Annotated in this window: 18 protein-coding genes; 8 read left to right on the forward strand and 10 right to left on the reverse strand. The window is 24.8% G+C overall.

The features are described from left to right. Positions 1–116: 116 nt before the first annotated feature. The 3 genes from N9R85_RS00555 (at position 117) to N9R85_RS00565 (ending at position 5,586) form a co-directional block, all read left to right on the forward strand. Positions 117–1,406, forward strand: coding sequence for a PD-(D/E)XK nuclease family protein (locus tag N9R85_RS00555; RefSeq protein WP_262858131.1), 1,290 nt, complete (start codon positions 117–119; stop codon positions 1,404–1,406). Between the two features lie 204 nt (positions 1,407–1,610). Then, the gene (gene eno, locus N9R85_RS00560) at positions 1,611–2,972 is read left to right on the forward strand and encodes a phosphopyruvate hydratase (RefSeq protein WP_262858132.1); all 1,362 of its coding nucleotides are present in this window, start codon (positions 1,611–1,613) and stop codon (positions 2,970–2,972) included. A gap of 163 nt (positions 2,973–3,135) precedes the next feature. Next, entirely contained in the window at positions 3,136–5,586 is a 2,451-nt protein-coding gene (locus tag N9R85_RS00565) for an APC family permease (protein WP_262858133.1), read from the forward strand. 36 nt (positions 5,587–5,622) lie between these two features. Here the strand turns inward: N9R85_RS00565 and N9R85_RS00570 are convergent, their stop codons facing one another. Continuing rightward, positions 5,623–6,330 carry a ribonuclease HIII gene (locus N9R85_RS00570; protein WP_262858134.1) on the reverse strand — a complete coding sequence of 236 codons (708 nt, stop codon included), beginning with the start codon at positions 6,328–6,330 and terminating at the stop codon, positions 5,623–5,625. Then, positions 6,330–7,226, reverse strand: coding sequence for a Cof-type HAD-IIB family hydrolase (locus N9R85_RS00575; protein ID WP_262858135.1), 897 nt, complete (start codon positions 7,224–7,226; stop codon positions 6,330–6,332). Before N9R85_RS00575 ends, N9R85_RS00570 begins: the two co-directional genes overlap by 1 nt. A 263-nt stretch (positions 7,227–7,489) precedes the next feature. On the opposite strand from N9R85_RS00575, the gene pyrH reads away from it, so the two are divergent. From pyrH to rsmA, 5 genes are read left to right on the forward strand one after another with little or no spacing between them, the layout of a single operon-like run. Continuing rightward, positions 7,490–8,209, forward strand: a complete 720-nt coding sequence (gene pyrH / locus N9R85_RS00580) for a UMP kinase (protein WP_262858136.1) — start codon at positions 7,490–7,492, stop codon at positions 8,207–8,209. After that, positions 8,209–8,760 carry a ribosome recycling factor gene (gene frr / locus N9R85_RS00585; RefSeq protein ID WP_262858137.1) on the forward strand — a complete coding sequence of 184 codons (552 nt, stop codon included), beginning with the start codon at positions 8,209–8,211 and terminating at the stop codon, positions 8,758–8,760. The genes pyrH and frr overlap by 1 nt, the downstream gene beginning before the upstream one ends. A 45-nt stretch (positions 8,761–8,805) precedes the next feature. Continuing rightward, a complete protein-coding gene (mnmE, locus tag N9R85_RS00590) occupies positions 8,806–10,164 on the forward strand; it encodes a tRNA uridine-5-carboxymethylaminomethyl(34) synthesis GTPase MnmE (protein WP_262858138.1) in 1,359 nt (452 codons plus the stop codon). Next, positions 10,164–10,967, forward strand: coding sequence for a TatD family hydrolase (locus N9R85_RS00595; protein ID WP_262858139.1), 804 nt, complete (start codon positions 10,164–10,166; stop codon positions 10,965–10,967). Before mnmE ends, N9R85_RS00595 begins: the two co-directional genes overlap by 1 nt. After that, a complete protein-coding gene (rsmA, locus tag N9R85_RS00600; protein WP_262858140.1) occupies positions 10,967–11,740 on the forward strand; it encodes a 16S rRNA (adenine(1518)-N(6)/adenine(1519)-N(6))-dimethyltransferase RsmA in 774 nt (257 codons plus the stop codon). The genes N9R85_RS00595 and rsmA overlap by 1 nt, the downstream gene beginning before the upstream one ends. Positions 11,741–11,783: 43 nt before the next feature. Here the strand turns inward: rsmA and N9R85_RS00605 are convergent, their stop codons facing one another. The 8 genes from N9R85_RS00605 to N9R85_RS00640 form a co-directional block, all read right to left on the reverse strand. Further along, positions 11,784–14,012, reverse strand: coding sequence for a S8 family peptidase (locus N9R85_RS00605; protein ID WP_262858141.1), 2,229 nt, complete (start codon positions 14,010–14,012; stop codon positions 11,784–11,786). A 1-nt stretch (position 14,013) separates the two neighbouring features. Beyond that, entirely contained in the window at positions 14,014–15,048 is a 1,035-nt protein-coding gene (locus N9R85_RS00610; RefSeq protein WP_262858142.1) for an ATP-binding protein, read from the reverse strand. 236 nt (positions 15,049–15,284) lie between these two features. Continuing rightward, positions 15,285–17,087 (reverse strand): hypothetical protein, encoded by a 1,803-nt coding sequence (locus N9R85_RS00615; protein WP_262858143.1) that lies wholly within the window; start codon positions 17,085–17,087, stop codon positions 15,285–15,287. Positions 17,088–17,137: 50 nt separating this feature from the next. Then, positions 17,138–17,455, reverse strand: a complete 318-nt coding sequence (gene hinT / locus N9R85_RS00620; RefSeq protein ID WP_262858144.1) for a histidine triad protein HinT — start codon at positions 17,453–17,455, stop codon at positions 17,138–17,140. Next, positions 17,448–18,662: a HinT-interacting membrane complex lipoprotein P60 gene (locus N9R85_RS00625; protein ID WP_262858145.1), complete on the reverse strand. Its 1,215-nt coding sequence runs from the start codon at positions 18,660–18,662 to the stop codon at positions 17,448–17,450. The genes hinT and N9R85_RS00625 overlap by 8 nt, the downstream gene beginning before the upstream one ends. Then, positions 18,662–20,845 (reverse strand): HinT-interacting membrane complex protein P80, encoded by a 2,184-nt coding sequence (locus tag N9R85_RS00630; protein ID WP_262858146.1) that lies wholly within the window; start codon positions 20,843–20,845, stop codon positions 18,662–18,664. The genes N9R85_RS00625 and N9R85_RS00630 overlap by 1 nt, the downstream gene beginning before the upstream one ends. Positions 20,846–21,266: 421 nt before the next feature. Then, positions 21,267–22,427, reverse strand: coding sequence for a restriction endonuclease subunit S (locus N9R85_RS00635; RefSeq protein ID WP_262858147.1), 1,161 nt, complete (start codon positions 22,425–22,427; stop codon positions 21,267–21,269). A gap of 412 nt (positions 22,428–22,839) precedes the next feature. Then, positions 22,840–23,596 (reverse strand): DDE-type integrase/transposase/recombinase (locus tag N9R85_RS00640; protein WP_262858148.1); only part of this gene is annotated, 757 nt, incomplete at its 5' end.

The raw sequence follows: 23,596 nt of genomic DNA on the forward strand, positions 1-23,596 counted from the left end.
TTTTAAGTAATTTTATAACTTTTTAAAAATATTTAAAATTATTGTTAATTTGTATTTGCTCAACTAAAAACTCTCCAAACAAAAAGCAAAACTACAAAACATGCTAAAATTTAAATATGAATCAAAAAGAGAATTTTAATCAAATAATTCTTAATAGAATGTATGGCGGAACATATATAAGTGATTATGATAACATAGGTCATGAGATTATAAATTTATACAAAAGTGATAATGGTAAAAATTATATATTTTTGTGTGCTGATGGACAATTACCAAAAGAACATCAGGGTTATGAATCAGTAATGCTTTTAATAAGAAGTGCCGGTAATAAATTATTTAAAGTGATAGGAAAAGCAACTGGTTTAAAACAATTTGGTGATGTAACCAAAAATAATGATAAAAAAATAATTCAATACCAAAAAGATGAAATCAAAAAAAATAAAATTACTTATGGCGGAATTTTATTAGACAAAATATTTCATCAAAATAGATTTAAAAAAAACGAAACGCATAATAATATTTATATAACATTTGAAGCAAAAAAAGTTGTTAAATCCGCAGAAGTATTTTACATAACAACGGACCAAAATGACAATGAATATACAGGTAAAAAAATATATAAAATACCAGGCAAAACAATGCTTGGTCGATCATCTAGACGTTACTACAAAGAGGACGAAATAGAGAAATCAAACATTTACAAAGAGTTAAAAAAGATAATAAATGATGATAGCCTTTGAGATAAGGAAACTAAAGTTTTTAAACCTAAAGAAAATGATGGTTGGAACAAAAGAGATAATTTACTCGAAATAATTGGAAAAGATTATGATGAATTATCATATTCAAACCTAATTTATTACTTTTTAAATAAATACCCAGAATTAACTAAAGATTTTGTTAAAAATGTTTTAAAAATCGAAGATGAAAAACTTGACTTTAATAACTTTAAAATTGAAAGAGAATGAGAAAGAATCGATATATCACTTTGAATTAAAAAAGAGGATCAAAACAATAAAGTAGACTTAATAGTAATTGAAAATAAAATAAAGTCAAATGTTTCAAAATACAAAGATGAGAGAACTCAGTTAGAAAAATACAAAGAAACAGTTAATAAAGAAAAAAATAAAATGAAAAATATTGACAAAACATATTTTTATGTATTATCTCCGAATTATAATGAAATTAAATTAAGTAACGATGATTGAAAAAAGATTAGATATAGCGAGTTACTCAATTGTTTTAAAAAATTTAATGATTTTTACAATTTTCAAGAAGATCAATTTAATAAGTTATTATTTGAAAATTTTATAAAAAATATTGAGAAACAATCCAAAGATATAGATAATAATCTAGAAGAAAAAAGTGAATGAATTTTTAATAAAAGAATTATACAATTAAAAAAATAATTGAAGATAACCAAATAAATAATGTTGATATTTGTATTAATTTTATTTATTTGGTTATTATTTTAATCAAATCATTATAATTTAAGCTTAAACCAATAAAACATTAATATGTATATCAATAATAAAAAAGTGCTATAATTTAAAATATATTACATATATTTAATAATATATATTGAATTTTAATTAATAAAATAGGAGAAAAAAATGTCAAAAATTTCAAAAATTCACGCACGTGAAATATTAGACTCACGTGGTAACCCAACAGTTCAAGTTGAAGTTTACACAGAATTAGGTGGATACGGTTCAGCAATGGTTCCATCAGGTGCTTCAACAGGTTCTAGAGAAGCTTTAGAATTAAGAGATAAAGGTTCAAAATACGAATCAAACTGATTTGGTGGAAAAGGTGTTATGTTAGCTGTTGATCACGTCAACAACGATATCGCGCCAGTTGTTGAAGGGTTAGAAGTTACAGATCAACGTTTAGTTGACCAAACAATGATTAAATTAGATGGTACACCTACAAAATCTAAATTAGGTGCAAACGCTATCTTAGGTGTTTCTTTAGCTACAGCTAGAGCTGCTGCAAATGAATTAGATTTACCATTATACAAATATTTAGGTGGATTTAACGCTCACTTATTACCTTTACCAATGTTAAATGTTATTAACGGTGGAGAACACGCATCAAACACACTTGATTTCCAAGAATTCATGATTATGCCAGTTGGTGCAAAATCATTAAGAGAATCATTACAAATGGCTAACCACGTTTTCCATAACTTAGCTAAATTACTTAAAAAGAATGGACACGGTGTTCAAGTTGGTGATGAAGGTGGATTTGCTCCAAACTTCAAATCACACGAAGAAGCTCTTGATTTCTTAGTTGAAGCTATTAAAGAAGCTGGATATACACCTGCAACATCTGGAGAAAAAGCTGTTGCTATTGCAATGGACTGTGCATCTTCAGAATTATACGAAAATGGTGTTTATACATTTGGTAAATTAAAAGCTGCTATAGAATCAAAACAACCAGGATTTGAAAACTTAACAAATGTTAAATTAGAATACACAACAGATGAAATGATTTCATACTTAGAATCACTTGTTGCTAAATACCCAATTATTTCAATTGAAGATGGTTTAGCAGAAGCAGACTGAGCAGGATTTAAAAAATTAACAGCTGAATTAGGAAACAAAGTACAAATCGTTGGTGACGACTTAACAGTTACAAATACAGAAATCTTAAAACGTGCTATTGAAGAAAAATCAATGAACTCAATTTTAATTAAAGTAAACCAAATTGGTTCATTAACAGAAACATTTGAAGCAATCCAAATGGCTCAAAAAGCAAACATGACTGCCGTTGTTTCACACCGTTCAGGTGAAACAGAAGATTCTACAATTGCTGATATTGCAGTTGCTATGAATACAGGACAAATTAAAACAGGTTCTATGTCAAGAACAGATAGAATTGCAAAATACAATCGTTTATTAGCAATTGAAGAAGAATTAGGAACAACATCAAAATTTGATGGTGCTAAATCATTCTACAACATCAACAAATAATAATAACTTTAAAATTACGCGATAAACGCGTAATTTTTTTATTTTTTACCAAAAAACATGTTTTTCCACAAAAAAACACTTTTTATTAATGTTTTTGATAAAAATGTGTAGAATTTTTAAAGTAAAAAACATATTTAATAAATAACAAACATCGAAAGGAAAAATGAATAAAAAATTTAGTGAAAAAAGCTTCATTTTTTACGGGATAAACTTTATAGTTGGTTTTGGTTTCATAGCAACTATTCAAAGTGTTATAAAAACCGGAAACTATAGTTTACTAATTTTTGCAATTACTTCATTAATTGCGGCTGGTATTATGCTAGCGTTCGCAAGAGGTACCCAATATTTTGGTAATAAAATTGGTGGATCATACGTTTATGCAAAAGAAGCTTTTCCAAAAAGTAAATGGTTTTGATTTTTAAATGGCTGAAATCAATTTATGCAAGCTCCACTTTTTTCAGCGACAACACCTTTATTTTTCTCAACTTTAGTCGGATTATTCGTCAATAATCAAGACTATAAAATATTATTGCAACTTGGTTCGTTACTATTCTTTATAGTATTAACAATTGTTTCTGCGTTTAGTTTAAACGTCTCTAAAAAAGTAGTTTTATGAAGTGCGATTGTTAAGTGAATAGTTTTTGTATTAATTTTAGGTGTAATAGTATATTTAGTTGCTTCAAGTCCTGAAATACATCTTTTTAAAAAAGAAAATTCAACACTAGAAACAATTACTCCGTTCACAATCATTAGTTCAATCCTTAGCTTTATATACGCTTACGGTGGAATTGAAGGTTTAGCTGGGTTATCAACTAGTGTTAAAACTAAAAATTTTCAAAAAATATTATTATATCTTTTTGGATTTGTAATATTTATCTATTTAATATTTTTCTTATTATTTTCATTTATACCTACAATTAATTCATCTGGTCAAGATGATTATGTGGCTTTAATAATGAGAAATACATTAGGTATAACAGGTATTATTCTATTTACAATAGGTTTATTATTTAAACAAATAACATCAACAATTTTCTCAATGGTTTACTATGCTAAAGCAGTTGTACCACTTGCTTTAGATTGATTTTTACCAAGCTCACTAGCCAAAGTAGCAAAAAATGGACAACATAAAAATGCGATTAAATTTGTTACAATAATAAGTATTTTTGCAATGATTTTATTAACAATAATTCCGCAAGTATTAGGAATTTCTAATTCATTTGGTGCTGTTTTAAATGCAGGTAATTTAGTTTTCTTTGTACTATATTTAATTGCTATTTTATCAATATTAGTAATTTCTTTCAAAAGAAAAGAATTTAAAATACCAACTTGAGAAAAATTATTTTACATATTAACTATATCACTTATCGGAGTAGTTATTTTAGTAACATTATTACCCCCTATATTAAATGAAAAATATGACCCTTCTCAATTAATAGTCATTTTAAGTTATATTGGATTTATGTTATTAGGTTTTGTAATTTGAGGTTTATATAAAATCATTAAATCATTTAATCCATTAAACAAGTATGCTAAAAATTATTCAAAAATATTTGAATCTAAAAAAACTACTTTAGAAGAATTAGAAAGAAACGGGATTAAAGACATTGTTGAAAAACTATTTGTTAACTCATTCAAAACTCAAAATAAATTTATACTCTTAACCAAACAAAGTGAATCATTTAGAGATCTAATCATAAGAACTTTAGCTCAAGTAATTAATTTTAATAATAAAGATAATGAATTACCAACAAAAAATGTTTATAAACTTAATACCGAAAAACTTCTTTTTACAAAGGAAAATAAAATAACAAAAATTTTATATAAACTTTTTTATAATAAAGCAAACTTAAATTCTGATTTAATAATTTTTATAGAAAATATCGATTTATTAGAAAATCATAATATGATGCAACTCCTAAAAAGAGTAAAAAATCAAACAAATATAAAAATTATAGCTTCTTTAAGTGATGAAACTAAAGCAAAAGATTACAATGATTTATTTATCAATTCTTCTATCGATGATTTAAGTATTGAACAAAAAATAATGATAACTTTATACGCAAAAAATAAAATTTTAGCAAAACAAGAATTGATAGGCGATAGTGATGTTGATCAATTAATTAAAAATTATATTGAACAAAATATGTATATAAGCGATATTTTAGATAAAGTGGATACAGCTGCCGCATACTTAAATTCACAAAATTCTCAATGAGAAAAAAACTTAAAAGAACTATATGATCAAAAAATAAAACTAGAATATGAAAAATATGTTATTTTAAAAGATAAAAAGAATGTTAATATTAAAGAAATTGACTCTAAAATAGACGAAATTGAAACATTAATATTAGAAAAAACAGAACTTTTTGAAAATGAAAAACAAAAAATTAGAGAATTGATTGATAGTTACAATTTAATTTCTGAACACAAAACAAAAGTAAAAGAATACGAAAAAGATAATAACATCTCTGCAGCGTACAATTTAACTAATATAATAATTCCTGAAATCGAGCAAAAAATCACAAGCCTTTTAAACGATATTGAAAACTTTAAAGAATATAAAGCGAAAATAAGTAAAGATATTTTCCTAAAAGAATCTTCAATAATATAAAAAAATCATAACTACTAAATTATGTAGTTATGATTTTTATTTTTTAATTTTAAAACTAGTTTTACATACTGAATCTAAAGAGTTTCTACCGTATAATTGTTCAAAATTTAATACAGCTTCTTTAACTTTTTGACTTGCACCTAGAGGAAATTGGAAATTTCATTCTTCGCTTTGTTTTTTCATATAATTTATTAAATAATATCTAGCAATAATTGAAGCACAAGCGACAGATAAATGAACACTTTCTGCTTTAGTAACAAAAAAAACTTGATTTTTTAATTCATATGTTTTTTTAAAATCAGGGATAAAATTAAATTTTTCTTTGTATCTTAATATAGAATCAAAAGTAGAATATCTATCCACAATAAAAATATCATTATCAAATTTATTTTCATTTAAAAATAAATTTGAATAATTACCAATTGCATTAAAGTGAATAAAGTACTTTATTTCGTTAGCATTAAATCCTTTAGATGTTAAGCTATTGTAGCCTTTTTGAGTTAAAGTGTATGTTTTATAACTTATTTTTTTTATCAACTCTTTTGCAATAAAATTAATTTTAGTAGTACTTAATTTTTTCGAATCTTGAACACCAAGTTGAATAGCTCATTCTTTCAAATTATTTGGTAAATAAGCAACACAACCAATTATAGGTGTAAAGTAATCTCCTACTCCAGTTTCATCAACACCTATTACGTTATAGTCATCTAAATTAATTTTACTCAAGTCATTATAAAAAAACATTACTCGTCCTCTAAGTTTCTTTTCTTTTTCTTCTCATTCGATTTAGCTATTTCAAGTTCTGGATTATCTAAAAATTTATTGATATATCAACCAACTCCACCTTGTTTGTTTGTCTTGTTTATCTTAACGGTTGCATATTGTCTAACATCTTTAGTAGCATTACCCATGGCTACTGAAACATTTGCAACTTTAAACATAGGAACATCATTAAAACCATCACCTAAAGCAATTGTATTTTCTACGGGAATATCATAATATCTCATAAGCATACTTAATGCTTTACCTTTGTTAGCAGTAATATTAGTCATATCGAATACAGGAGATAATCCTTCACCTTTGCTTCAATATGAAAACTCAGCAAGGTCTCCGTATCTAGCTTTTAAATATGTTCTTAATTCTTCAACGTTTGTATCTTTTTTAACATCAAATATAATACCTGTAGGCATTAATGGAATCTTATGAAAATCTAACCCAATTCTTAATTTTGATGATGAAGTAAAACCAAATACTTTCTCCAAATCTGGATCTCTTTTTTGCAATTGAACCCAATCCGGACCTTCAATAGCAATATTAGACACCTCTTTTTGAACTTTTTCATCACCTAAAACATATAAAGCTTCATTTAAATTTAAATATTTAATGTAAGGAATAAATCCATCTTCTTTAGGGTGGTGAATATGAGCACCATTATAATTTGAAACTACTGTATCTAAACCTAAAGTATCATAAATAAATTTTGTACTTCTTCAAGGTCTACCTGTTAAAATACATACTTTATGACCTAATGAAATAGCTCTTTTTATACCATTTATTGTTTGATCATGCACTTCGCCAGTAGCACTAGAAAGTAGTGTTGTACCATCTAAATCGATAGCAAATAAGTATTTATTATTCATATAACTCCTTTATATAAATTTGTTTATTAAATTATACAAGATTTTATTTTTTAAACTATAATAATGTACTTTTAGAAAAAAATTCCACATTTTTTCATAAAAATATTATTTTAACTAGAAAATATAGTTAAAAACAAAAACATATTAATAGTAGTTAAAAACGTAAAAAATAATTTTTTTCATTATTTTGGTAACCAAATGATAAAAATTCTCAATTTTCCATTATAATTATTAAAATATTCAAAATAGAGGTGAGAGGTGCAATGAACAAATATAAAAGAATATTAATAAAACTATCAGGAGAAGGTTTTGCCAACAAAGAAAAACACCTTGCAATTGATAGTGAATTAGTTAAAAAAATAGCCCTTCAATTGAAAGAAATTGTTGCAAAAGGAATACAAGTTTCTATTGTAATTGGTGGTGGTAACTTTTGAAGAGGTGCATCAGCAGAAAAAAACGGAATACCAAGAAACAGAGCAGATTATATAGGGATGTTAGCTACAGTTATGAATGGACTTGCACTTAGAAGTGGTTTCGAACAAGTAGGTTTAAAATCAAGAGTTCAAAGTTCAATAAATATGGATCCTAAAATTGCTGAAACATATGTAAACGAAAAAACATTGAAATATTTAGAAGATGGTGAAGTCGTTATATTTGTTGGAGGTACAGGAAGACCGTTCTTTACAACCGACACCGCTTCAACACTTTACGCATCTGAAATAAATGCAGACGTCATTCTAATGGGTAAAAACGGAACTAATGGAGTTTATGATTCAGACCCAAAAACTAATCAAAATGCAAAGAAATTTGATAAAATTACATATGATGAAATTTTAGAAAAAAAATTACAAGTTATGGATCTTACAGCCACAAGTATGGCAAGAGATAATAATATCAACTTAATAATATTTAACCTTTTAGAAGAAAATTCAATAATTAGAGTATTAGAAGGTGAAATCGAACATACAGAGGTAATAAAATAATGGATATAGAATTATATTTACTTGAATTAGAAGAAAAAAACGAAAAAGCAATACAACATTTCAAATTTGAAATGTCTAAACTTTCAACAGGAAGAGCTAATCCACAAATAATAAAAGGTGTTAGAATAAATTACTATGATACACCTACTTCTCTTGAAGAATTAGCAAACATTAGCGTACCAGAACCACAACAATTATTAATTAAACCTTATGATTTAACATCAGTTAAAGAAATTACAAAAGCATTAGAAAAGGCTAATTTAGGTATTTTACCTGTAGATGAAGGAAATCAAGTTAGACTTACATTCCCAGCACTAACAAGAGAACGTAGAATCGAAATGGTTAAAAACCTTAAAAAACTCACTGAAAATGCTAAAGTTGGTGTTAGAAACTCAAGACAAGACGTTAATAAACTAATAAAAGCTAATGACGAACTATCCGAAGATGTTGTAAAAAATTATTTAGATATTGTTCAAAAACACACTGACCAAAATATTGAAAAAATTAACGAACTTAGCAAAGAAAAAGAAAACGAATTAATGAACGGATAATAATGTAAAGGTGATGAAAATCACCTTTTATTATATAATTAAAATATGAATGATAATATAGCAGCAATAAGTTCTGGATCAAGAACAAACCAACCTATTTCTATAGTTAGATTAAGTGGACCTAACGCAGTAGAAATAGTTAAAAAAATTTTTAAAGGTAAAGTGGGTCAAGACCATCAAATAACTTACGGTGAAATTTATGATAATCAAACACTAATAGACGAAGTCTTAATAATGTGATTTGTTGGTAAAGAAGATAAAAACGGAAATATAATATACAACAATTACGTCGGAGAACCTATTATTGAAATTAATTGTCATGGAGGTATTGTTGTAACAAATAAAATTCTTGAACTACTTTTGGTGCACGGAGCACGCTTGGCTGAACCAGGAGAATTCACAAGAAGAGCATTTTTAAATGGTAAATTAGATTTAGTTAAAGCAGATGCAATACATGACCTAATAATGGCTAAAACTTCAACACAAGCTCAAGCAAGTGTTTCAAAATTTAAAGGTAAAACAAGTGATTTACTAGATAAAATTAATAATAGAATTAGTTTACTGATTGGTACTGCGGAAGTAAATATTGATTACCCAGAATATGAAGATGTTGATCAAATCACTTCTAAATTATTTATTAAAACATTAACTGAATTATCTAATGAATTCAATAAAATTATTAGGGTTTCAGAAAAAAGTAGATATATTTTTGAAGGTGTTAAGGTAGCAATTTTAGGTAAACCTAACGTTGGTAAAAGTAGTGTTTTAAACGCCTTGCTTTCTGAAGATAAAGCAATTGTCACAGATATTGCCGGGACAACAAGAGATTTAGTGGAAGCCAGTTATCAAATTGATGGAATTTTATTTAAACTAATCGATACGGCGGGTATTAGAAAAACAAACGAAATAATAGAACAAATAGGAATTAAAAAATCATTTGATCAAATCGAACAAGCTGATTTAATTTTACATATATTAGATCCGTCGCAAGAAAATAATGAATTCGACATTGAAATAGAAAAAAAATCTAAAGAATTAAATAAATATTACCTAAAAGTTATGAACAAAGTAGATTTAATAGATTCAAAAAATGACGAATATATCTATATTTCAGCATTAAACAACGATATAGATATTCTTGAGAAAGCTTTAGTTGAAAACTTTAAAAATATTGACATTTTAGATGAGAGAATATTTTCTAACACAAGACAATTGTCATTAATAAAAAAAGCAAAAAGACATATTGATGATGCTTTAGTTTTAGCAACAAATGAAGGTTATACATTTGATACTTTAATTGTTGATTTATATGATGCTTGAGATTCTTTAGAAGAAATAAAAGGGAGAGCCAATCGAGAAGATTTATTAGATACTATGTTTTCTAACTTCTGTTTGGGAAAATAATGGGAAAAAGAAGAAATAAATTTATAGATGCACATGCTCACGTCAATTATTCGTACTATACTGATTTTGCAATTCAACAAATTGTTGAAGCTACAGAATACAATAAAGTAAAATTTATTATAAATAACGGCGGACATTTCGAAGAAAATGATCAAGTAATTGAATTATCTAAAAAATACCCACTTTTAAAAGCTTGTATCGGAATTCACCCTGAAAGTATTAAAGATTCCAATTCAATTTTAGGTTTCAAAGAAAAAGTTATTGAAAATTTAGATAATATAGTTGGTATAGGAGAAATAGGAATAGATTATTACTACTCAGATGGACCTAATAGGGATGATCAAATATATTGTTTCGAAGAACAAATAAAAATTGCAAATGAATATAATTTGCCCGTAGTTATCCATATTAGAGATAAAGAAAATGAATTTCAGGCTTATCAAGATGTATATCAAATACTTCAAAAATATAAAAATTTAAAAGTTATGTTACATACTTTTGCCGGAAATATTGATTGAGCTAAAAAATTTATGGAATTTAAAAATTTATACTTTTCTTTTAGCGGCGTTGTTACTTTTAATTCAAGCGAAAACACAAGACAGGTAGTTAAATTCATTCCGCTTGAAAGAATGTTAACAGAAACAGATTCTCCATATTTAAGACCACATCCTTACACAGGTGAAAAGAACGAGCCTAATACAGTTGTTTACACTAGTTACTATATTTCCGCACTAAAAGAAGTGGGGTTAGATAAATTTGTTGATAAAATTAATAGAAATTTAAGAAGGTTATTTAATTTATAATGAAAAAAGAAGTTTATGCAAAAAAGAAGTTTGGCCAAAACTTCTTAAAAGATAATAATATTATTAATAAAATTTTAAAAGTAACCGAAATTAAAAATAATAATATAGTTGAAATTGGGCCAGGTCGTGGTGCCTTAACAAAAGAATTAGTTAAAGAAGTGAATCATGTTGTTGCTTTTGAAATAGATCAAGATATGGTCAATGTCATCCAAAATGAAATTAAAAACGATAACTTAACTTTAATACACGAAGACTTCTTAAAGAGCGACTTATCTTCAATTAAAAAATCTAAAGTTATCGCAAATATCCCTTACTATATAACTACCGATATTTTATTTAAAATTTTTGAACATAGAGACATTTTTTCAGAAGCCATATTAATGGTACAAAAAGAAGTAGCAGAAAGAATAGTAGCAAAAGAAAATTCAAAAGAATATTCAAAACTTTCTTTAAGTAGTCAATTTTTAGCGAACACTAAAATAGAATTTATTGTACCAAAAAATGCTTTTTTACCTGCTCCAAAGGTAGATTCGGCAATAATTTCGCTAAAATTTTACGACAATATAGATAATTCAACTTGAAATTTATATAAGGATTTTTTCAAACTTTGCTTCAATAATCGTAGAAAAAAATTAATTACAAGTTTAAAAACAGTTTATCCTAGTGAAAAAATTATAAATTCTTATAACAAATTAGGATATGATGAAAATTTAAGAATTCAACAATTGCCCTTAGAAAAAGTTGTTGAATTATACAAATTACTAACTAATTAAAAAATCTTATGTGTAAAACATAAGATTTTTTAATTAAATAACTTTAGTCAAATTCAATTATTTCATTAGATTTTTCATATACATCAATTTTATTTTTAACATCAATTTTATTTACAATTCAACCAGATAGTTGATTCATTTTAATAAATTCATAAATTCTATTATTTCCATTAATTTCTTTTAAAGTTACAACAACTCCAAACTTAATTTTCGAACTTTTAGTTAACACTCTTTCTTTTTTTATGATCTTAATTCCTCAATTTTGATTTAAAAAAGTTTGTTTGCTTTTCTTTTGCCTACCTTTTTTGGTTTTTACATTTTCACTTATAACTTTAACATTATCTCATTTTCTATATAAATCACGCGCACTCTCTTCGTAGGTGTAATGATGATCATCATTTTGATTATTGTTGTTTATTGTCAAGATGTTACCTTTTTTATCTTTAATTCTTCCAAAGTGTATATCTAATTCTGTATTTGTGTAATCAACACCTTGATTTTTTGAACTATTTGGAAAATAACACAACACAGCTTTGGCTATAAATGGATGCTTTCCTTTATCAATAGGTACAATAATATTATTCGCATATGATTCATACGCATCTGCTGTTTGATAAAAAATAAATTTAATTTCGTCTTTAGGTGTATTAATTATTTTATTAATATGAATAGGTACAATTCCATATCCAACTTTAAAGTCCGTTTTATTTTCTCAACCAACCGCAGAGTCAATTACCAAAGCTTTCGCGACTTCTCTAGAAAATTTCATTATATGTATTAAATATGCTATTTTTCTAGTTATTCAAGGAGCAGAAAATGAAGTACCAGTTACAAGTTTTTCTCCTAAGTGAGTGCATGTTCTAATTGGTTGTTCATCAGTGCCGCCATAATAGGAAACATCAGGTTTTTGATAAAACGATAATACAGGACCACTTCGAGCATAATCAGTAGGTTGATTATTAAAATTAACAGAATTTACTACTAAAGAATTAATAGAATCAGCCGGAGAACCTATTTTATTTATATTTTTGTTCAATTTATTTGTACCAGCAATAATAAATATTATGTCATTTTCATATTGTAATTTATCTAAAAAAGCAGCTTCTGGTGAAATAAAATTATTATTTATTTCTAAATACGATCCTAAAGACAAGTTTCAAACTTTAATATCTTTATTTGATAAAACAATTTCTTTTATAGATTTTAAAATAGAATAAGAGCTAAACTTACTTGCGGTAGACACACCAAAATGTTTTACTCTAAACCTACCGCAACCATCTTCTAATTGTGGATTAAATGTTGGACCATCAACAATTATTGAACTAACTGCAGTACCATGGAAATAATCATTGTTTTCTAATTCAATATTAGGGTCTAACATATTTTTGAATTCAACTCATTTACTAAAGTAAACATCTTTATGGAACATAGTGTCAATTACACCAACTATCGGCTCATCTTTAGGGTTCGGGATATTTATTATTGAACTATTATTTTTATTATCATTTAAATAAAGTTTTGTGTCTATTTTTGAAATGTCGCTAACTGACATCGAAATTAAAAATGGAGCTTTTTCTTTTAAAATGTTATATTCATTAGTTTTTAATAAAAATGTTGTTTCATCAATTTTTCTTATATTAGTATAACTAATATTTAATTGATCAAAAATATCACTAATTTTAATGCCTGTTTTGAAAATTGTTACAATTGAATCTTCTTCGATATCAACAACTTCTTTTTCCACATTTATTTTATCAACTCAGTAAGAATCAACAATTACATTCACAAATGTGCTTTGTTTTAGTTTTGTTTTACTAAATAGATCCTTAAAATTCCCTGAATTAATTTTCAATATCGTTAAATAATCTATTTCTTCTCCGAAATTCTTTTCAAAAATTTGAATTACTTCATTTAACTTTTCGATAGAACTACGCAAAACCTCTATTGTCATACAATATGTAATAATGTGCTTTGTTTTATTTTCGTTAAATTTTGCTCCTACAATCGAATTGTTATTATATCTAATATTATTTTTAAATAACCCTCTTACTCTATTGCTTTTAGCTACTATTTTTATGTAGTGAACACTAATTAAAGGGTTAATTTTTAATTTTTCGTTTTCTCAGAATTCAAGTGTTTTTACTAAATCATTATATATTTTTTTTAATTTAGAAATATTTACATATTGACCAATCGGTAAGTTCGATGGTCCTGGTTTAGTTCTTGAAGGACTCTTTTCAAATTCACCTTTTAACTCTAAAATTTCGTTCATATTATTCCTTTAAATCTCTAGATAGTTGACTTTTTGATACACTTGTTAAAATTTCTATTTCTCTTAGTGTAAAGCCTAACGTTTGTAATTCTTTTATTTCTATTTTATTTCCATTTTTTACGGTATTATACAATCTTTTTAAATAGTCAAATTCATCATCTAATTTACTAAAAGCTAAAGAAGTTCTTATTATATTTTTTAATTCGCCCGGATATGGTATTGTCTCATATAAATTAATAATTTTTCTAAAAAGTCTTACATTTTTACCAACATTATCCATTTTCTTAATATAATCATTCAAAATTATTTCTGATATATCAATTAAATCTTCTTTACTATATTTGTCAAAATTAATTACGGAATCAAACCTTCTAATTAACGCCTTATCAAAATGTTTATATAAGTTTGTAGTTGCTATTAATACTACCTTATCGTTTAATTGATCTAAACCATTTAAAACAGTTGTAGTTGCTCTCCCCATTTCCCTTAGGTCATTTGAATCAACTCTTTCCATAGCTAAAGCATCTATTTCGTCAAATAAAATAACCACTTTATCAGGCATTCTTAAATTATTTATTTCATCAAATAATTTCGAAATATTTTTACTAGTTTGTCCTAATTTGCTATCAATTATTGTAGAAAAATCCACAACAAATAATTCTCTTCCTAAAATTCTTGCTATATGTTTTGATGTTTCAGTTTTACCTGTACCGGGTGGTCCAACAAAAAGAAATTTATTAATACCTATATCTCTTGTGGTAGCATTAATAATTCCTATAACATCCTCTTTAATGATATCTGGTATAGGTAGCGACTTGCTACTTGTTTTTATTTTTTTAATAAAATTGTGATTATCTGCTATCATTTGTGGAAAAAAAGTATTTCCTTCTGCTAATAAACCCATTATATATTCCGCAAGTGAATAATCGCCCATTTGATCAAATTCACTAGCGATTTCATATGCTTCATTTTTAAAAGCTATATCGTTTTTTTCTGAAAAATATTTTATTAAATTTAAAATTCTGGCTTTTTTCATTTTTGCTCCTTTGTTATATTAAAAGTATAGCACAGTTGGGACAATTTAATAATATTTGGGACAAAATTTATTTTTTATACAATAAAACTTGTTTACAAAACATTTTAGTTAGTATTAAATAAAATTGTTTAAATATATCTTTTATTTATTTTAGTATGTAAAAATCAACTCATATTGTGTATAAAAAAATAACATTTTCATGTTAATTTTGGTATATAAGTATAGTTTTATATTTTTTATTTAGATAACATCTTCTTTCTTAAAATTAATAAAAATATTGTCCCTGAAGATATTATCCCTAATGCAATTAAGGCAATTAAAAGAAATTTTTTAATATTATAATTTGAACTTCCTTTATTTTTTTCTTTTTCTATATTTTTTTCACTATCATTTGAATTTTTATCTCTACTTTTTTGATTAGTTGTTTTAGATTCATCCGTTTTTTGTATATTGTCTTTTGGAGTTACATTCTTTTTATTTGAATTTTGGTTACTTTTTTCTTTATTTGAGCCATTTTTTTCTTCAATAGAAGTATTTACATCTTTATCGTTGCTTTTTTCTAGGTTATCATCTGAATAATTTTCATTATCTAATTTAGTTTCGCCTCGATCTTTGTTTTTAGGTAATATTTCATTTAATGTATAGTTGTGAAATCTAAAATTTTCATTAACTATATTAAGTTCCGGTTTAACAATTTTACCTATTTCATTTAAAACTTCTTGAATTTTTAATTTTAAATTAAAAAACGATACTTTAGGTCTTGTTGCACTAAGTATTTTTTTATCTGATAATTCATAAATTCCAACAGTATCAAATAAAAAATTTCTTTCTTGTGGGGTTTGTTGAAATAGACTTCAAATTCTATTTTGCTCATTTTGTGAAATATTGTAATAATCAAAAATAGAATTAAAAACTTGGATTTTAAGATGATTTATTAAAGGTAAGCTTAAATTATAGTAAATTAATGAAGCGTTATCATTTAGTTTATTATCAAAGTTTATATTGGTAGGTCAATTATTTAAGAAATCATCGCCCAAATTAAGATTTAACATTTCTAAAACATCTTCTATATAATAATTTTTAATAAAATTAATAACTTTATTATAAGGTATTGAATTTTCATCTAAAATAGATTCATTTTTAAAAACAATTGCTGGATTTATCATTCAAATTTCATTAAATGAATAATCCACATCTTTATGATATCTATAAAGGTCACTTTTAAATAAATATGCATATTTATTTAAAAGAGCCTTGTAGGTACTCAAATCACTCAAATTAAGTTTTGATATTAATGTCTTTATTTCTTCATTATTACTCAAGTCTAAACTTTTGTTGTCATGTTTAAGTTCTGGATCGATATTTAAAAGATATAGTTTTGGTTCAATAGCATTTTTAAAATATATTCTTTCTGTCTCTTCTTGAGAATGTTCTATTTCATCTTCGCTAAATCATGAATCACCATTAATAGAATCTACGTAAAAACCACTAAATATAGTTCGTGCTATATTGGATCAATACTGATAAGCAGTCTTATTCTCTTGCTTTATAGTTCATTTAGATTTTTGTAAATCATTCATTAACTCACTATAAGTAAAATTTTCTCTTGCTTCGTCAATTCATTTGTGACCTAAATCAACTAACACGCTAGCTATCATTTGATCTCAAATATCTATTTCAAAGTTATTATTATTGTTTATTTTTTCTTTAATTGTACGCTCTAGTTCAGTAGAATTATAATTATTATTACTTTGAGCAAAAAAGATATCAGAAATAATATTTATATAAGTATTTTTCAATATTTCTACAACTTTATTTTTAACTTGTTCTTTAGTTGTGTTTTGGATAGAATCAATTTGAGAATTAAAGTTATTATTAGTAAAATACTTATTAAAAAGTTTTTTGTAATCTTCTTTTATTTTATTAAATTCATCATTAGTATAACTTGATTGACTAGATTGCGAAACTCCCGATGATGCTAAAGTAGGTAAACTAGTTAAATTACCTAAATGAAATAATATGGAATATATTGACTTCATATCAACTCCTTTAAAGACATATTATATAAAAATAATCGCAAAGGCGATTATTATTTGTATGGTATTACATGAACATGTGTATGCATAACTTCTTGTCCGGCACTTTTTCCGGTGTTAATTACAATTTTAAATCCAGTTGCTTCATGATTTTTGATTTTTTCGTCTGCTAACTGGCGAGCTATTTTCATTAAATAATTAACTTCTTCTTCGCTTTGTTCAAGAAGATTTTCTTTTTCAATTTTAGGAATAACTAGAAAATGTCCAGGTTGTTTGGGATTAACATCTAAAATAGATATAACCCTATCATCTTCATAAATTATATTAGAGTTAATTTCTCTATTTATAATTTTTGTAAAAATACTAGCCAAGGAATTTTGACCCTTCTAATGATTTTTTCAATGTTTCATTTTCTGTTATTGTTAATTTGTTCCCTAAGGCAACAAAAGCATCAACCGCTTTATTGTAAAGTGATTCATCATTAACTGATAATATTGTAGTTAAAATTAATAAATTAGGAGCAAAAAAAGTATTTTCCATTGTAAAGATTGTCATTTCTTTTTCTTGATCATCTGGATTGGTTACTTTTTTTGTAAGCGGCATAATTCTATTTAAATAAGATATATTTATTTTTCCATCATTATTTGTAATTTTGATAGATTCTTCTAAACTTTCATCTTCTCTTACTTTAACTAGTTTATTAGTTGAATAATTATAGAAACCACTCATAACAACATTTTCTTCTGATAAAGCTGATATAGAAATATCAAAACTAAAAGGAGTTTTTTGGATACCAACATAACCACCTAATTTTGTTTCAATATTTTTATTATTTGAGAACAACAAATTAGATGATACAACATTATCTGTTGTATAGTTTTTTAATGCTATAGCATTGTAATCATTTATGTTTGAAATTGTTTTGTATTTTGTAGTAAATAAATCTTGTTCTTTATCTGATTTAAATTGTCATAATTGAACATAATTTTTGTCAAGAATATAATCAATTAACAAAAAGTTATTTTGATCAAATCTATCTTTATTTCTTGTATATTTAGAGTTATCAATTTTTTCTAATTCTTCTTTTGATGAAATTGTTAAATATTTATTAACTAATAGTTGTTTATTAACCAATAATCTAACATCAGCTGATTTATTGTTATATAAAATTGTAAATTGGTCTAAAGTTGGTAATGATTTAAAACTATACGCTTTTTCTAACACTTTAAATTCTTCTTGGTTTAAAACACCTAATGAAAGTAAATTTGTAATTTGTTTTTCTAAATATTTAGAATCTTTTTGATTTTGATATTCTACGTATGTTTTATAAGTTTGGAAAGCAGCTTCTTTATACTCTTGATTTGAAATTAAATTAGCATTTTCATCAACTTGATAGTAATTTTTTAAAACATTTTCAATTCATAAGTTTTCTACTTCTGTTTTAACTTTTGCGTCTTTAAATAATTCGTCTTGTTGAGTTTTTTCAATCGAATCAGCTGTTCTACCACAAGAAATAGCAGCAACACTAATAGAAGCTAATGATACTGGCAAAATTACTTTTTTAAATCATTTTATCATTATTTATCCTCTCCTTGTTTTAACATTTTTCTTAATGCACTTTCGTATAAATCAAACGCACTTTCTTCAGAATAACTAAATGTTTTATTAGTTGTATCGTAATAAGCAACTTTCATTTTTGCGTCTTTATAACTTAAATTTAAGTTTGTTTCAGAATTATAAGTATCTTTTATTCATTTATCAATTTTGTCTAAATTATTTGTTATTTCAACACTAACTTTACCGTTAGAAATTGAGTAAGCAATATTTGAGTATTCTTCAAGAACTTGATCGTTATATTTTTCTTTTTTATCAGTTATAGAGGGATTATCAATATTTTTTAATGCTGCTTTAAGCGCATCATCTTGTAAAGCTTTAACAACTATTTGTTCTTCACTAAGTTTTTTATTAATTTTATTAACTAAATCAAAATGAGTAGAAAAACCTTTTAATACATTAATCATGTCGTCTTTGAACATTTTAATATATTGATCTTTTTCTTGAACCATTGTTACTTTGAATAAATTAATTCCTGTCGCATTTAATAAAGCATAGTAACCATCTTTATCTTTAACTTTATAAATTGTAGAAACATAATTTTTATTATCAACATTTATATTAAAGTGGTTGTTGAATGTATCTTTTATTCACTTTTCAAATTGAGCATTATCCATTGAATTAATTAATCTAGAAATATAACTATTTAATAAAGTTGTTTTTTCGATAAATTCTTGTTCGTTATTTGTTTGAGATTCCATTGTTTTAAGTTCTTTTTGCAACTTATCTATTTCAGATTCTAAACTTGAATTTACTCCTGTAGGTAATTTGTAAATTTCATTTAAGTTTATTTCTGGAATTTTTTTATCTCCTTTTGAAAGTTCATCTTTAGCAATAATTCCTAAAGCTTGCTCTTGGTTTGAAGTGAATAAATCTTTAAAAGTAACTAATGCGCTTTTTAAAAGTGAGTCTGATTTTGTTAATGTTAAAGATTCAATATAACTTGAATATAATGTTTTATCATATTGAAATTCTTCGCTTGTTTGATTTTCTTTAATTAATGAGTATTCGCTTGCAGCTTTAAATTTCTTGAACAATTCTACGTTTTGTATAAATTCTCTCGATGTTGTTGGATTACCATTATTTGCAGTTGTTTTAATTATTGAAGAATAACTTAAAATGTTTATTAATTTCTCTTTCGATTTATCATCGAATTTAAATGGTTTTGTTAATTCAGGATCATGAGCACCAGGTAAAATTATAGACTCAACATTCATTAAAGAATTTGAACTAAAGTAAGTATTAATTAACTCAATAGGATCTTTTAACTTATCAATAAATGAACGAGTTGTAAATGTAACCGCTTTATTAGCAACTGAAGAATCTGTATAATAATTTTCATTTTCTTTGTAAAATGAGAATACTTTATCACCTTTGTGGAATAAAAGTTTTTGAGGTAAAGTGTTTCCGAATTCATCGATATCATAAATATCTCTTTGAGCAACTCTATTAATGTAATTTAAATCATAAGTTTTAACTTCAATTGTAAAACGTCTTAACGCTTCATTTTCAATTTCTTTAAATACTAAATATTCAGTAGCTTCTTCTACTGTGTTGCTTTTTCCAAATTCATCTGATTGTAATTTTTCAAGAAATGCTTTTTCTCATGTTTGAAAAGGATATTTCTTTTGAATATTATTTCTTTCTTCATCAATCTTTGCTTTTTGTTCTTTTTCGATATCTTCGATTTTCTTTAATTTAATATCACTTCTAACTGTTTCGCCAGCAATCAATGAATTATTAAAAATATGTTCATATATTTGAGAAGCACGTTGCTCTTGTTTGTATCACTCTAGAATAATCTTTTTATATAAAGAACTTACTTTGCTTTGGTTTGTTTTACTTGTATCTGTTAAAACATTAGTTAGTTCTTTAACATTGATTTTTGTTACAACACCATTACTATTTTTAAATTCAAAAACATTTACATCATCTTTAGTTGGTTGTTCATAATTTACTTTTGTACTATTTATAACTGCAGGTATTGTTATACCTAAAAAAGCACCAACTCCTAAAGTTGATAAAATAGCAATATTTATATAATTTCTTTTCTTTTTGTTAGTAGTATTTTTATTTTGTTTTTTTTCATCGTATGAGTCATTAACTTCTGTTAAACGTTCAAAAAATGACTTTTGTCCTTTTGCCATAAAGCTCCTTTTTTATAAACTTTTAATTTTATATTAATTATAACAAAATAAACACTTTTTAATTAATTACAAAGCCTAAAAAATCTTTTTTTTACTTTTGTTAAGAGCGCTAAATAAAATCGCCATTTTTTGATGTATTAAAAAAATAAAATTATGCTTAAGTTTATTTTAACTTTTATGGAATTTAGTAATTTTAGGAATAATAAATGGGCATTATTTCGAAACTCTATTTTTACATATTTAATTAATATTTAATACAAAAACTTTTATTATGAATTTATTAAAATAGTGTAATAAATCATTTGTAATAACGCACTAATTAATTTATATTTATTAGAACGGATTTAATAAAAATTAATTTTAAAGCTATTAAATAAAATCTAATAAAAAACAGAACTTACTAGAAGAATAAGTTCTGTTTTTAAACAAACATTTTATTTAACAAAGTTGATTTAATATTTTCTAGTTTTTTTAATTTTCGTTGAAGTAGTGCGATTGATGAGTCTAATGTTTTTAATAATTTAATTATTCTCTCTTGTTCTTTTAATGAAGGAATATTAATTTTAACAAATTTAGATTTTTGAATGCTGAAACTATCTCTAACCCCACTATTTTTATATAAATTTATTATTTTTTTAAATATATGTGTTTTAAAGAAACATTCTAAGTAATAATCATCTATCATTTCATTTGTAAAAAATGTTTCATAAATATTGCTTACAAGTCCATTTTCTTGGTTTCTATAATATGCGATAGAACCTATATTAATTCTAGAAGGATTAAAAGCAAACGAGTTGGGTCTAACTATTTTAGAATTAGTTTTATCAGCATGTACTGCTTTTCCTCCAGAATTAAAGAAATCGTTTTGTAAAATAAAGCCTAAATTATTGCTTACAGAATAACTTTTATATTTAAGATTAGAACTATTTTTTTGAGAATATCAAGTTATAAAACTATTAAATTGTTCCTGTACTCAAGGATTAGTAAACTCTTTAAATCTAATTTCAGGAAATTGCGCTTGATAGCTTACAAACATTTTATTAAGTAGAAACTCTTTAATATTTTTCATTTTTTCTAACTTACGCTGAAGTAGTGCGATTGATGAGTCTAAATTAGTGAATATTTTTGATATTTTGTTTTGTTCCTGAAAATTTGTTATTTTTACGTTTGTTTTTTGCACAAGAGAAATATAGTGTCTTGCATGATTTTCCGATTTTAAATTAAGTTTTTTAAGTAATAAGGATATGAAATATAAATTATTTTTTGTATTATCAGTTAATAATATTTTTATTGCACTAGATTTTACAATATATGGGAAATTTACATACTTAAATAACAACGTAAAGTCATCAAAAATTATTGACTCTTGGTCGAAAAAATTATCTTCATTTGAATAACCTAGTAAAAATGATTTATTAGCAGTCAAAACAGGTATTTTCCCTTTTTCTAATAATTTTTTTAGAGTTGTAGTATATTTATCAGGTCTAATGTAATATACTAACTCTTCAATAATTAGTTGTACTCAAGCGTTAGTAAATTCCTTAAATCTAATTTGTGGTTTAAAATCGTTATTATTACTCATATTTTTCTCCGTATAATACTTTAAATTTATAAATATTTTACCATATTTAACTTTTGATGACACCATATAGGGTTACTTATAAAAAATATTTACATTTTTTATAAAAAGTAGTAGGTATTTTTTCATTTTATTTTTAAAAAAATTTCTTAAAAATAAATATAACTTGATCACCCTTCAAAATCATTAAAATATCTCAAAATAAGAAAGTAAAAAAAGACATTTAATTATAAAATTATAAGTTAGGTGAATAAAATTTGACACAAAACTCATATTAATTTTTTATTGATATGAGTTTTTTTCATTTTAATTTATTAAATTATATATTATATTAACACCGAAAATAATATAACTCAAATTATATTTTACGTATCTTTACGTTTATTTTTTATTCATAATGTTTATGTTTATATTTTTAGAACGAGTGATTATAAAATTCGACTGAATTAAATGATTTTTTACGTGCTTTAAATCCTTCTTCATTAAGAGTTTCAAATGGTGTCTTATAGTCTAAATTTTTTTGTAATCTTGTGTAATTATAATAAATAAAATATTTGTTTATCTCATTATAAATACCTAAATAATTTAGTTTATTAAAATTGCTTAATCTTATTTTTTCTCTTTCAAGATTTGCAAATAAATATTCTGAACCACGATTTTCTAATGAGTTGCCTTTAGCTGACATTGATTGAATTATTTTATTTTTTACTAGGTAATTTTTCACATCAAAATTAGCATATTCTGCACCATGATCTGTATGAAAATACTTAGGTTTAATATTGTATTTTTTGATACAACTTTTCAATAATGATATTGTATCGCTAGCTGTTCTAGTGTCTTGTAAATTTCAATTTAAAATCATATTTGTTTTCTGGTCTCTAATAACATGCAAGTAATAATATTTATTTTTAATTTTTATGTATTTTATATCTGCTGTTCAAACTGTTCCGAATTTTAAATCAACTATATTCTTAATTTCGTTATTTGCTCAAATATCACTATATTTGTGTTCTTTTGGTAATTTTTGTTTACCTTTTATATATGCTTGTGACTTATATTTAGAAGCTTCATATGAAAGTCTAAATTCATATTCTGTGATGTTATTATTATATTCTTTAAAATGTTTTCTAAACTTTTTATCATTATTAAATAACTTTATAAATTGATGATAC

The sequence above is a fragment of the Mycoplasma sp. CSL7503-lung genome (genome assembly GCF_025515455.1).
In the GTDB taxonomy this organism is placed as follows: domain Bacteria; phylum Bacillota_I; class Bacilli_A; order Mycoplasmatales; family Metamycoplasmataceae; genus Mycoplasmopsis.